Origin of the sequence: Paenibacillus terrae (assembly GCF_005217525.1) — a bacterium.
GTDB classification, from domain to species: domain Bacteria; phylum Bacillota; class Bacilli; order Paenibacillales; family Paenibacillaceae; genus Paenibacillus; species Paenibacillus terrae_C.
The window spans coordinates 25,097-38,432 of record NZ_PNXQ01000010.1 but is presented as its reverse complement, the minus strand read 5'-3'; the positions used below and the strand labels follow the sequence as shown (position 1 = coordinate 38,432).

The 13,336-nt window shown below is 44.8% G+C and carries 9 protein-coding genes and 2 riboswitches; of the genes, 8 read left to right on the top strand and 1 reads right to left on the bottom strand.

Going from position 1 to position 13,336, the window contains the following annotated elements; genetic code table 11:
* The first annotated feature begins 37 nt into the window (after window positions 1-37).
* A riboswitch (cyclic di-GMP riboswitch) is annotated at window positions 38-118 on the top strand.
* Between the two features lie 42 nt (window positions 119-160).
* A riboswitch (cyclic di-GMP riboswitch) is annotated at window positions 161-243 on the top strand.
* A 52-nt stretch (window positions 244-295) separates the two neighbouring features.
* The 5 genes from C1I60_RS08560 (at window position 296) to C1I60_RS08540 (ending at window position 10,174) form a co-directional block, all read left to right on the top strand.
* The gene (locus tag C1I60_RS08560) at window positions 296-1,063 is read left to right on the top strand and encodes a transglutaminase family protein (RefSeq protein WP_212734448.1); all 768 of its coding nucleotides are present in this window, start codon (window positions 296-298) and stop codon (window positions 1,061-1,063) included.
* A gap of 212 nt (window positions 1,064-1,275) precedes the next feature.
* The gene (locus tag C1I60_RS08555) at window positions 1,276-4,866 is read left to right on the top strand and encodes a collagen binding domain-containing protein (protein WP_137061333.1); all 3,591 of its coding nucleotides are present in this window, start codon (window positions 1,276-1,278) and stop codon (window positions 4,864-4,866) included.
* Between the two features lie 103 nt (window positions 4,867-4,969).
* Complete coding sequence (locus C1I60_RS08550; protein ID WP_137061332.1) at window positions 4,970-5,596, top strand: class D sortase; 627 nt, start codon at window positions 4,970-4,972, stop codon at window positions 5,594-5,596.
* 206 nt (window positions 5,597-5,802) lie between these two features.
* Entirely contained in the window at window positions 5,803-9,393 is a 3,591-nt protein-coding gene (locus C1I60_RS08545; RefSeq protein WP_137061331.1) for a collagen binding domain-containing protein, read from the top strand.
* 55 nt (window positions 9,394-9,448) lie between these two features.
* Entirely contained in the window at window positions 9,449-10,174 is a 726-nt protein-coding gene (locus tag C1I60_RS08540) for a GGDEF domain-containing protein (RefSeq protein ID WP_252361635.1), read from the top strand.
* A gap of 90 nt (window positions 10,175-10,264) precedes the next feature.
* On the opposite strand, the gene C1I60_RS08535 is transcribed toward C1I60_RS08540, so the two are convergent.
* Window positions 10,265-10,729, bottom strand: coding sequence for a cupin domain-containing protein (locus tag C1I60_RS08535; RefSeq protein ID WP_014279425.1), 465 nt, complete (start codon window positions 10,727-10,729; stop codon window positions 10,265-10,267).
* Between the two features lie 308 nt (window positions 10,730-11,037).
* Between C1I60_RS08535 and C1I60_RS08530 the strand changes: the two genes are divergently transcribed.
* From C1I60_RS08530 to C1I60_RS08520, 3 genes are read left to right on the top strand one after another with little or no spacing between them, the layout of a single operon-like run.
* Entirely contained in the window at window positions 11,038-11,796 is a 759-nt protein-coding gene (locus C1I60_RS08530; RefSeq protein WP_137061330.1) for an amino acid ABC transporter ATP-binding protein, read from the top strand.
* A 31-nt stretch (window positions 11,797-11,827) separates the two neighbouring features.
* The gene (locus C1I60_RS08525; RefSeq protein ID WP_137061329.1) at window positions 11,828-12,658 is read left to right on the top strand and encodes a transporter substrate-binding domain-containing protein; all 831 of its coding nucleotides are present in this window, start codon (window positions 11,828-11,830) and stop codon (window positions 12,656-12,658) included.
* Between the two features lie 18 nt (window positions 12,659-12,676).
* Window positions 12,677-13,336, top strand: coding sequence for an amino acid ABC transporter permease (locus tag C1I60_RS08520; RefSeq protein ID WP_137061328.1), 660 nt, complete (start codon window positions 12,677-12,679; stop codon window positions 13,334-13,336).

Here is a 13,336-nt window from a genome sequence, read left to right as displayed (position 1 = left end):
GGGAGCCCAACTGATAGAATGATAGATATAGACTGTTCAGGATAAATGGCAAACCTGTCGAAAGCCAGGGACGCAAAGCTACAGGGCCTTCTTTTTAAGATGGCAGCCAGCTACCGGTTGGAGAGGCTTTTTGTCGTGTCTTTTTTTCCTGAAAAACTTTATACGATAATAGCAAACCTGTCGAAAGGCAGGGACGCAAAGCTATAGGGCCTTCTTTTTTTAGATGGCAGCCTGGCCGCCGAAAGGAAGTTTTTCTATGAGGAAAATGTCGTGTTTTTTACTAATTTTAGTTTTTTTGTTATCCATCCCCCTACATACGACAGCATTTGCTGCCGAAAGTCAGGCATGGCTGAATCAAAACAACGTAAACCACGGTATTGTTAGTATACGTTATCCTGTCAACTCCAATGTCAAAACCAAGATCGTAATTACCAAGGATGCGGAGAAATACTCTTATTATCTGAATTCGAGCAAACCCGAGGAAGCATTCGCTCTTCAAATGGGCAATGGCAATTATAACATTCGTTTATTGGAACAGCTAACTGGCAACCAGTATAAAGTGATAGGTGAAGAAACGGTCCAGTTAAATTTGAATGACAGTAAAACCATATACCTCAATTCTATTCAAAATATTGACTGGAGCGATACGAATCAGGCGATTCGGAAAGCCAAGGAATTAACCAAAGGTGCAACGACAGATGATGAAAAGGTGAAACGTATTTACGAGTATGTCATTAGTCATATTAAATACGATTCCAACCAGCCTTTCACCCTATCAACAGACTATCTTCCACAAATTGATCGCACACTGGTTTCGCAAAAAGACATTTGCTATGGATATGCTTCACTGTTCGCCGCCATGCTTCGAAGTGTGGATGTTCCAACGAAGCTGGTTATGGGTGAATCCTCCTATGTGAAAACTTACCACGCCTGGAATGAAGTCAATATCAACAATCAATGGGTTATCATTGACACTACAGTGGATGCCGCTCTAAAAGAAGGAAAACAGAAGTTTGCAATGGCCAAAGAGCCCTCCAAATATACAAAAACAAAACAATATTAATTTTTTATAGAAAGCCCTGATCACTGCGATCAGGGCTTTTTTCTATTCTTGTTGAGAAATTGTTGAGATAAGGAAGGTATTGTATACCTAGTCAGTCATTTAAAAACTAAAAGTGTTGAATATACTATTTCCGGGACAAGAAAGAGGGGGGAACCAAAACCGCCCGGGTACTTTCCATAATATTATGATGAATAGGAGACTTACTTAAGAGCATGAGAACAAAAATAAATGCAACAATCATTGTACTATTGCTTATTTTCCAAAGCTTTTTTAGTGCAGCGCTGGCTTACGCAGACACTTCAACCACGGCTGTACCAGATAGCGCTGTAAGCGATCCTGCGAATACAGTTATGAAAGATGTATACGGTATTCCAAACCCTGAACCATTAGAGGCACCTCCCAGCATAGCTCCTATGATTCAGGCAGCGGCCAGCTCAGTTCAAGTAGACAATATTTTAACCAAGCTGATCTTGACGGATGAAACCGGCCGTATCATTGATGCTGTGGATAATCCTGGCGTCCGTGTGGATATTGGCGCGGCAGTCCAGCTGAGCTATGAATGGGAGATTCCGGACAATCAGTATAAAGAAGGAGATATCTTCACCTTTAACTTGCCGGAACAATTTGAAATTTACACAGATATCTCGTCTCCGTTGATTTCAACAGATGGCGAGGTTGGTACCTTTACGGTAGATCGCCAAGGGAAAGTCATTATGACCTTTAACGATTACGTAGAGAATCATTCCAACGTAAGCGGAAAACTGCAAGTAAAAACCGAGTTCAGTAAGGAAGTTGCAAAGGGCAGCACAGAAGTCATTATTGCGACTCCAATTAAGATTGGGGTACAAACATCCATCGTCAACATCAAACCCGCTTCTGGGCCCCCAATAAGCAAACAAGGAAAAGCTAACGGCAAAAACAAGATTGACTGGGCCATTAATGTGAATACACAATTGGACACCGTAAAGAATGCGATCGTAACAGACCCGACTCCTCAAGGGCTGGAGCTGCTGCGAGACACCTTCCAATTGTATAATCTGCAAGTCAATATTGACGGCTCGACGGTAGTTAAGGACCAAATCAGCGAGGATAAGTATACGCTCGAACCAGATCAAGCCGGTACGGGCTTTGTTATTCGTTTTAAAGACGCGAGCATTAGCCAAGCCTATCAGATTCAATATTCCACAGATATTACAAGTGACGAAACCCGTTTCTCCAACACAGCTACTTTTTCGGGAGACTCTATGAATGGTGTCTCTGCTACCGCTACCGTACAGGTTGATCGCGGAGAATTTTTGTCCAAGAAGGTGGAAAGCTACGATCCTGTTACACAAACGGTATCTTGGGTGATCAAGTACAACTTCAGCGAAAAGAAAATACCTGCCGACAAAGCCTTGTTAAGTGATCGGTTCAACAATAGTCAGGTATGGCTTCCCGCTTCACTTGAAATATACAAAGACGACACTCAAGAGGTACTTCCATCCTCAGAATATACCGTCTCTCCGGTTACGAATGATCTGGACAGCAACGGCTTTGATCTCCAATTCAACTCCGATGTAGATACAGCCTATACCATTCGTTATCAAACGAAAGCCAAAGAACGTGTATACCAAGATGATAAGGTAACGAACCGTGTAACTTCAGGTGGAGTCTCTAAGGATGCCACCGCACAACTTAAAAGTGGAATTATTATTAAAGAATCCAAGGAGCCGAACTACAACGCAAAATTCATACCTTGGGTTATTACCATCAATGAAGATCTATATACTATGAACGATATCGTCATCAAGGATGTATTTCCCAACGACGGCTTGGCCTTGTTGCCGAACACTTTGAAAATCCAATCCGCTGACGGAAAAACAGAGCTTCAAGCCCCCGCAGATTATGATCTTATTCCGTTATCACCGGATTATAAACAAGGGTTTAGTATCATTTTCCATGCACCAATTCAAGATACTTATACGATCAAATATTCAACTACATTCAATAATGACTGGAAAAAAGATACGAAAAAAACTGAGTTCTGGAATAAATCCATCATTGAATGGCAGCAGGACGGAGATTCAAAATCTGCAGAAGCAGACGCCCGGGTCTTTCCAGACATCATGACGCAGCAGAATGGAGCCAAGCAAGGAAGCTACAATGCCAGCTCCAAACACATTACATGGGACATTAAGGCCAACTATAACCGTAAGACCCTGAAACAACCGGAAATAAAAGATCCATTGCTGCAAGGTCAGAAGCTACTGCCAAACTCCGTTAAAGTGTACGACATGACACTGACTGGATCGAGGAATGGCGTGGAAAAGGGCTCCGAATTATCAGCAGACCAGTACACACTTATTCTTCCATCCGAACAAAATGGCAACACGTTGCGTATCCAATTTAAAAATCAGATCCAAACCCCATATTGGATTACGTTCCAAACGACGCTAGAAGGAGAACTTATTGAAAGAGAAATCCGCAATAAGGCCCTTTTTCTGGATGGAGAAAATATAATTTCAGAATGGTCAGCCCAAGTAACCTTACCTCACGGTGGAGAATATGTTTCTAAAAGCGGCAGCCAGAACGGAAATAAAATCAACTGGCAAATCCGTATAAACGAAGGACAGTCTCAAGTAACAAATGCTAAAATTGTGGATCATCCCAGCAGCAATCAGATTCTGATCGAGAATTCTTTTCATCTGTATTCAACTGTGGTGTCTGAAAACGGGAAGGTTACCAAGAGTACCGAGCTAACCAGGGATCGTGATTACAGGCTCATTTTCAAGCCAGATGCTCAAGGTCAGGAAACTTTTGAGCTTGCTTTTACGAGGGAGATTTCCTCCGCCTTTATCCTGGAATATCAAGCGTTCATTGATGCAGCTGACAAAGAAAAGGTGAGTAACAAAGTATCTTTCGAAGGGGATCGCTTAACGACAGAACAGAAGGAGACGAATCAAGAAATTATTGTGCGGACTTCTTCCGGCTCCAGTTCAGGCAGTGGTATTAAAGAAAGCCTCGAAATTACAAAGGTTGATCAGGATGAGCCTGATAAGGTACTGCCTGGAGCAAAATTCGCGCTCTATGATAAAGCGGAGAAAAGAGCCCCAATCATTCAAACTACCAATGCGGAAGGGAAGATTGTGTTCTCTGCATTGCTCCATGATGATTACATCTTGGAAGAGCTTGTAGCTCCCCAAGGCTATAAATTAATGGATAGTAAGCTTGAAATCAAAATAGACGATACGATCAAACAAAGCGCCGGCATAAAGAAGGTTGTGGTAACCAACCAAAAAGAAAACAATACAGATCCAGGTACACCTACTAATCCGGGTACGCCTAGTACACCTACTAATCCAGGCACGCCTGGTACACCTACCAACCCAGGTACGCCTACTAATCCAGGTACGCCTACCAGCCCGGGGGGATCAGGTAAAAAACGTGACAAAGATTCTGAAACAACAACTACGCCGTCTATATCCGTTCCTTTAGTGGACAATAAAGAACAGACTGTGGATGGTGAGAGCCCGGTATTAGATAGCATCGTGCCTGAATCTACACCTGCACCGAAAGTAAAACCGAAATTACCAATCATTAAACCTAATAAGGAACCTAATCCTCCCGTGGAAAGTGATGACGACTCTCTGCCTCGTGGTGGAATCAAAGTTCCTGCTGATATACAGAAAGATCCGAATGTTTCACCATTGGCAAATAAATTGCCACAAACGGGAGAAAACAGCCCTGCTCCCTTCTATTTAACAGGTCTAGCTATGATCATTTGCGGCGTGTATCTGAAATATAGACGGATGGGCAAAAAATAAAAATAATCATACCCTCCCTTTCTCAGACTACACTAAATGAGAAAGGGGGGATTTTTAAAATCAGTACGCGATACACCTTACATATGTTAGGGAGGTTTTTAAATTGCGTAAGTTATCATACTTGTTCATCGCCTTGGGAATACTCATTATTTTGTTTCCTAAAGCCAATGAATGGAACGAAGATCGGAAGCAGAGCGAGCTTTTGAAAGAGGCCGAAGTACTGAACCCTAGCATTATCGACGGCTATAAGCGCTTGTCCAGCAAACTTGCAGAAAACACGGGCACCGAAACCACACGAGGTCCTTCGGTACCCGCAAATGAACCAGATCCTAAGCAACTCCCCATTGCCACCATTAGCATTAATCGTATTGATTTGAAGCTTCCTGTGCTGGAGGGTGCAACTCGGGATAATATGAGGCACGCATCTGTACATATGTCGGAAACGGCAGCTCTGGGTCAGACAGGAAATGCCGCCATAGCAGCCCACCGTGCGCGTACAGCAGGACGTTTATTTAATCGGCTGAACGAGGTAAAGATTGGAGATAAAATCATGATTAATACCAAGGGTGAACAATATAGTTATACAGTCTATAAAATTTCGATTGTCGCTCCTACAGACGTCTCCGTTCTGAAAAGCTTTGAAAATCAAAAGCTGCTCACATTAATTACATGTGACCCTCTTGTAAATCCGACACATCGCCTCATTGTTCAGGCCCGACAAAGCACCTAAAGCTGGATCTGTTCGCCATATCCGAACACCCTTCGCTACTTAGATTAACTTACACTCATTTGCAGCATTAGGGGTTATCTCTATTTCATTGGACAGACTCTTAGTCCGTTGAATATATTACTTCCGGGAAAGAAGGAGGGATGCTATAAACGCCCGGACATGAATACAATATACAGTAATCTTTAGAAAGGAGACTTAAATAGAGTATGAGAAAAAAATGGAATGTAATGTTTATTGCATTATTACTCATTTTACAAAGCTTTTTTGGCATCACACAAGCTTATGCTCAAATCCCTGCCCCGGAGCAGCCGGAAATTGCCGGGACCGAGACAGGGCAAAACGTTACAAATGATGTATATGATATCGTAGTACCCGAAACAGAACCAGTCATAGAACCAGAACAACAGAAGCCTCCTTCCCTACCAACTCCTGTTGTTCAGGCAGCGGCCGCCACAAATTCTGAAGAAGCCGCTCAAGCGAGTATTTTAACGAAACTTACCCTGACCGATGCGACCGGTCAAGTGATTGATGCGGTATACAATCCCGATAGTCGCTTGGACATTGACGATGCAGTCCATCTCATTTATGACTGGGAGCTTCCCAACAATACGTACAAAGCTGGAGACACTTTTACCTTTCAATTGCCCGAGCAATTTGAAATCTACACAGATATCTCCTCTCCTTTGGTTACGACAGATGGAAATGTTGGCCATTTCACGGTAGACCGCCAAGGCAAAGTGGTCATGACTTTTAACGATTACGTGGAGAGCCATTCCAATGTCAGCGGAAAACTGGAGGTTAAGACCGAGTTCAGCAAACAAATAGAAAAAGGCAGTACAGAGGTCATTATCACCATCCCGATCAAGGGTGGCGTACAAACAGCAGTCGTAAATATCAAGCCTGCGGCAGGCTCTTCCCTGGATAAGCAAGGGAAAGCCAATGGAACCCATCAGATTGATTGGACGATTGACGTAAATAAACAATTGGATACGGTTCAACATGCTGTAGTCACCGACCCGACTCCCCAAGGGTTGGAGCTGGTAAGGGATTCTATCCGGTTATACCATTTACAAATCAACGTGGATGGTTCAACCTTGCTGCGTGATCCGGTGGATAGGGATAAGTATACGCTGGAAGCCGATTCGGCTGGTACCGGCTTCATCATCCGTTTTAAAGATGAGAACATCCGCAGCGCATACCGGATCCAATACTCCACTAACATCACCAGCGAAGAATCCCGTTTTTCCAACACAGCCACTTTTTTAGGCAGCAATACGAAAGAAGCTTCTGCAACAGCTACAGTAACTGTTCAACGCGGCGAATTTTTGTCCAAAAAAGTGGAGCAATACGACCCGGTTACTCAAACGGTATCCTGGGCGATCAAGTATAATTTTGGCGAAAAGAAAATTCCCGCCGAGAAAGCCGTGTTAGCTGACCGCTTCAACAAAAGCCAGCAGCTCGTGGCCAGTTCACTTAAAGTGTACAAAGGAGCTACTTCTGAGGAACTTTCATCCTCTGAATATACCGTCTCACTGGTTAGCAATGAAACGGCGAACGGCTTCGATTTACGCTTCAACTCCGATGTGGAGGCAGCATACACGATCCGTTATCAAACCAAAGCGATAGATCGTGTACTTAAAAATGAACGGATAACGAATACCGTAACGTCTGATGGAGTAACCAAAGATACCACCACTGATCTAAAAAGCGGGGTCATTGTCAAAGGCTTCAAGGAACCGAACTACAACACAAAAACGATTCCCTGGGTTATTGCCATCAATACGGATAAATACACGATGAATCAGGTTGTGATCAACGATACGTTTCCGAATGGCGGTCTGGCTCTCTTACCGGATACATTAAAGATCCAAAGCGCAGACGGAAAATTAACACTAACATCACCAGCAGATTATGAACTGATTCCTTTATCGCAAGACTATAAGCAAGGATTCACGATACGTTTCCATAAAACAATCCAGGACGCGTATACCATCAGCTATTCAACAACATTTAACAATGAATGGAAAAAGGATACGAGCAAGCCGGAGTTCTGGAATAAAGCTTCCATCTCATGGGTGCAAAATGGAACACCCTACTCTGCTGAAGCCGAAGCCCGGCTATGGCCTGACAATCTGACACAGCAGAACGGTGCCAAGCAAGGAAGCTATAACGCTACCTCCAAGCACATCACATGGGACATCTTGACGAACTATAACCGTAAAACCCTGAATCAGGCTGAAATAAAGGATACGCTACAGCAAGGTCAGAAGCTGGTTCCCGGCTCTGTCAAAGTGTATGGCATGACACTGCTTGGATGGTGGAATGGTGTGGAAAAGGGAACTGAACTGTCGGCAGACCAATACACCCTTGTTCTTCCCACCGCCGACAACGGTAATGAGTTGCGTATCCGTTTTAATGAACAGATCAACACTCCCTACTGGATCACTTTCCAGACCACCTTGGAGGGAGAGCTTATTGATAAAGAAATCAACAATAAAGCTCTGCTGATGGACGGAAAAAACATGATCTCCGAGTGGACAGCCAAAGTAACTGTGCCTCATGGGGGAGAATACGTTACAAAAGCCGGTAGCCAGAATGGTAATAAGATCGACTGGCAGATCCGGATCAATGAAGGGCAATCTTATGTCTCCAACGCCAAAATCCTGGATACACCCAGCAGCAATCAAATCCTGATTGAAGATTCCTTTCATTTGTATTCCACCAAAGTATCAGCCAACGGAGAGGCTGCCAAAGGCACTGAATTAGTCAAGGATCAGGATTATAAGCTGAAAATTACGACAAACGATCAAGGTCAGCAATCCTTTGAGCTTGGCTTCACACAGGCCATTTCATCCGGCTATATTTTGGAATATCAATCTTTTATTCAAGCGGATGATAAAGCGAAAGTGAGTAACAGCGTCTATTTTGAGGGCGATCGCTTAACTACGGAGCTGAGAGAAACCAGTAAAGAAGTCATCGTGCGGACATCCTCTGGTTCAGGATCAGGGGGAGGCATAACAGGAAGCCTGGAAGTGACCAAGGTTGACCAGGATCATCCTGACAAGGTGTTGCCTGGAGCACGCTTTGCACTCTATGATAAGAACCAAAAAAGAGCCCCGCTCATTCAAACTACCAATGCAGACGGGAAAATTTTGTTCAATTCATTGCTGTATGATGAATATATTCTGGAGGAGCTTGCGGCTCCAGCAGGCTATAAAATAACAGCCTCGAAGACAGCGGTCAAAATAGACGCGACGGTTAAACTAAGCTCGGGTATTAAGCAGATCGTGGTGACCAATGAAAAAGTGACCCCTGTTGATCCGGGTAAACCTACCGATCCGGAAACGCCTACGAATCCAGGGACGCCTACGAATCCGGGTTCAGGTAAAAAGCACGATAAAGATCCTGAGCCCACAGAAACGCCGAATGTACCCGTTAAGCCAGTAACCAATGAGCCACAGATCGTTGAAGATGAAGATGTGCCATTGGGTGTTCCAGAGATTGAACAGCCTCCTGCAGAACCCGATGCGCTGCCGGAATCGCCAGAAATGGATCCTCCTCAGAAATCATCTCCACCTGTAGAGATTGAAGATGAACCCATACCCAAAGGAGGCATCAAGTTCCCTGTTGAGGACCCCGAGGACCCAAGTGATCCAGGTCGTACTCCGCAGGTAAATAAATTACCGCAGACAGGAGAAAACAGTCCTGCTCCCTTCTATTTGAGCGGAATGTCTTTCATTCTTCTGGGTGCCTATTTGAAATACAGACGGATGCATAAAAATAAAAGAATGAAATAATCAAGCAATCCCCTTTCTCGGCTTACACAAAGCGAGGAAGGGGTACTATCATGATATGGGTGGTGACATGAACTTGAATTTAGCTCAAAACTCCTACATGCTCTTATGTTTATTGATCTTAAACCTGATCGTATGGACATGCCTTGGGATTTTTTTAAGATCTGTATTTGTGGAAAGAACTATGCTAAGGAAACTTGCTTACCAAGACCCTGTAACAGGTTTGTTCAATCGGAATGCGCTCAACCACTTTTGGCAGCAATATAAAGGCAAAGAAAGCACCGCTATTTTATACATTGACCTGGACGGCTTCAAAGCCATTAATGATGCTTATGGGCACAAGGTTGGCGATATGCTGCTACGTGAAGTTAGCCTTCATCTGCTACAAGTCATGAATGCGAACCAAAAGGCTTTTCGAATTGGAGGGGATGAATTTTTACTCATTATAAAAAATTTTGATTCCGATCAGGTAAAAATTTTAGCGCAGCTCCTCCTAAGAAAAATCAGCAGCGCCTACAGCATTCATGGACACAGACTATCTGTCACGGGAAGTATTGGCATTAGTTCGAACCCATCCCAGAAGGGTGATTTGCAAACATTAGTCAAAGAGGCAGATATTGCCATGTACTATGCCAAACGAATGGGAAGAAATCGTTATGCCGTGTATTCCAAGATTAGCCGGAAACAGAGCAGTTCATACAACACTACACGGATCAAAAACCTCGCAAAAGACATTCGAAAGCGCCATAATGTCCATGCAAAAAAACAACCTGCACCTCTATAAGCCAGGAAACAATCCAAACCCAGCTGAGAATATAAATCAGGCGGGCCATTCCTGTTGATATAAGGAACACACCCGCCAATAAAAACTTCTTTATTCAGTTTTACCCTTTGCAATCAGCTTGAAATCGTCAAAGTGGAATCCCGGAGCAACGACACAGGTTACCAGCACAGGCTCATCCCCAAGCGGACGCGCCGTTTGCCATACTGTGCCTGGCACCAGCGCTTGTGGATGCTGTCCTGCCTCTACATCGGCACCGACGATAATCACCGTTTCTTCACCAGGTTGTTCTCCGCTTCCACCCAATTTCAACTCCACAGGGCTTCCGCTATGATACAGCCACAGCTCATCCGAATGCACGACATGCCACTCGGAGAACTCGCCCGGATGCAGCAAAAAATACGTCGATGAAGCTGCAAAGCGCGGACCGGAATACACATCCGGCAGTACAGGCTTCGGAATTTGAAAATGGGACTTCCACATTTCTTTGTACCAGCCGCCTTCCGGATGGGGCTCCATGCCCAATGCGGTTACCAGCGGTGAAATAGCTTTCGTCATTGCACTAACCTTCCTTTACCCTAAATTCCTTCTCCCCTACTGTAAAACATACCGTTGCTTTTGTCACGTTTCTCCCTTGGAATGTCGAAGGAGATTATTTTATGTCAAATAAAATAACATTAAATTGTGCATTCATGCTCATTCACATGTGAAAATAGCGATTCACTCATGAAAAATTACATAAAAAATATACTTAAAGTGAAGTTTTATGACATAAAATCTTGTTTTTTATTGTAAGCTTATAGTATCATGAGAGAAAATTTTGAAATTTTGATAGAGCTTGATCATGCCAGCCAATCTACCAAGCTATGTATCCAAGCCTGAAAGGGGTGAGCCTTCTGATCCAGTTTCGCAACGTCAACAAGCATTTTGGTCACTTCCATGTACTAAAAGACATCAATCTTCAGATTAAGGAGGGCGAGGTCGTCGTGATCATCGGACCCTCCGGCTCGGGTAAAAGCACCCTGCTACGCTGCATCAATCGTCTGGAAACCATATCGGACGGAGAGCTAATCGTCAACGAAATACCTGTACATGACAAAAAGATTGATATTAACGCCTTCCGGCGCAATATCGGTATGGTATTCCAGCATTTCAATTTGTATCCCCATAAAAGGGTGATTGAGAACATTGTACTCGCACCTATGAAGGTGCTGGGCATCTCCAAGGAAGAGGCTACCCAAACAGGCATCACCTATTTGAAGCGTGTTGGGATCGAGGAAAAAGCACAGAGCTACCCCGCCCAATTGTCCGGGGGGCAGCAGCAACGGGTTGCTATCGCCCGGGGCCTCGCTATGAATCCAAAGATCATGCTGTTTGACGAGCCTACCTCCGCACTTGATCCCGAAACCATCGGGGAGGTATTGGATGTTATGCGTTCGCTTGCCCATCAGGGCATCACCATGGTCATTGTGACTCATGAAATGGGCTTTGCCCGAGAAGTAGCGGATCGCGTCATTTTCATGGACAAAGGACAGATTTTAGAAGACAGTCAGCCTGCCGAGTTTTTTCAGAATCCGGGTGAAGAGCGGGCGCGCCTGTTCCTGAGCCGTCTGATTCACCATTAAACAGACCTTTAATCGAAAGGGGATTGTTCAAATGAGAAAAAGATATTCATGGTGTGCCCTTATGCTGCTTATGCTGTCCTGTCTACTCGTTTTGGCTGGCTGTGGAGGCAAGCAAGGAACGGCAACGTCGGGGAATGAGTCGGCGGCAGCCAACGGGCTGGAAGCCATCAAGCAACGTGGCAAGCTGGTCGTTGGTGTGAAATACGACACCAAGCTGTTTGGTCTGAAGGACCCAGCTACCGGGAAAGTAGAAGGCTTCGATATCGACATTGCCAAGGCGGTAGCCAAACATATTTTTGGAGACGAAACCAAGCTTGAATTGAAGGAAGTCACATCCAAGACACGAATCACCTTGCTGCAAAACGGGGACATCGACGCCATTATCGCAACCATGACCATTTCGGACGAACGTAAAAAGCAGGTCGATTTCAGCGATGTCTACTTTAACGCCGGGCAGTCCCTGCTCGTGAAAAAAGGAAGTCCGATTACCGGTCTGGAGTCCCTAACCCCCGCTACCAAGGTACTCGCCGTTAAAGGCTCCACCTCCGCCAAAAATATCCGCGAAAAAGCACCCAAAGCGACTATACTGGAGTTCGAAAACTACCAGGATGCATTCAACGCACTCAAGGCAGGTCAAGGGCAGGCGTTGACCACCGATAACTCTATTCTGCTCGGCATGCAACAGCAAGACCCGAATTATACCCTCGTAGGCGGGAACTTCACAGAGGAGCCTTACGGTATTGCAGTGAAGAAGGGACAAACCGAATTGCTGCAAGCCATTAACGACACGCTCAGGGAACTGAAAAGCAACGGTGAATACGATAAGCTCCACGAGCAATGGTTTGGGGCTAAACCCGAATAATGGGGGTGCCATCCGCAGATGCTTACTTTTGATATCAACGTACTTTTCGACCATAGCGACCGCTTCATAGAAGGCTTGCTTCATACCGTTCAAGCCAGTGTCATTGCCTTGATCGGAAGCTTTATTCTGGGGGCGATCATCGCCATCCTCCGAATTGCGCCCTTTCAATGGCTGAACTGGATTGGCACCGTCTACGTAGAGGTCATTCGTAATATACCGTTGCTGATCGTTGTGTTGTTCTTTTATCTGGGACTTCCCACTCTGGGCGTTCCTTTGGACGGATTTACATCTGGAACGCTTGGCTTGACCGTGTACACAGCCTCCTTTATTGCAGAAGCGATACGTGCCGGCATCCAGTCTGTACCGAAGGGGCAATTTGAAGCCGCACGCTCCTCCGGGCTGAGCTACAACCAGACGATGATCAGTATTATTTTGCCGCAAGCGATTAAAATTGTACTGCCTGCGATTGGCAACCAGTTCATCAATCTGGTCAAAAACTCTTCCGTACTGGCCATAGTAGCCGGACTGGACCTGATGTATTATTCGGATCTGATTAACTCGGATACCTTTATGCCCATCACCGTCTATGCCATCACAGCGTTGCTATACCTTACCTTGACGGTTCCACTTAGCTTTTTTGTCCTGTATATGGAGCGTCGTCTGTCCAAAACATCCTGA

What these genes read in the sequence shown, in the direction of transcription:
- C1I60_RS08555 (WP_137061333.1), top strand. Translation starts at nt 1,276, where the DNA reads ATGAGAACAAAAATAAATGCAACAATCATTGTACTATTGCTTATTTTC.
- C1I60_RS08540 (WP_252361635.1), top strand. Translation starts at nt 9,449, where the DNA reads ATGGGTGGTGACATGAACTTGAATTTAGCTCAAAACTCCTACATGCTC.
- C1I60_RS08535 (WP_014279425.1), bottom strand. Translation starts at nt 10,729, where the DNA reads ATGACGAAAGCTATTTCACCGCTGGTAACCGCATTGGGCATGGAGCCC.
- C1I60_RS08525 (WP_137061329.1), top strand. Translation starts at nt 11,828, where the DNA reads ATGAGAAAAAGATATTCATGGTGTGCCCTTATGCTGCTTATGCTGTCC.
- C1I60_RS08530 (WP_137061330.1), top strand. Translation starts at nt 11,038, where the DNA reads ATGTATCCAAGCCTGAAAGGGGTGAGCCTTCTGATCCAGTTTCGCAAC.
- C1I60_RS08520 (WP_137061328.1), top strand. Translation starts at nt 12,677, where the DNA reads ATGCTTACTTTTGATATCAACGTACTTTTCGACCATAGCGACCGCTTC.
- C1I60_RS08545 (WP_137061331.1), top strand. Translation starts at nt 5,803, where the DNA reads ATGAGAAAAAAATGGAATGTAATGTTTATTGCATTATTACTCATTTTA.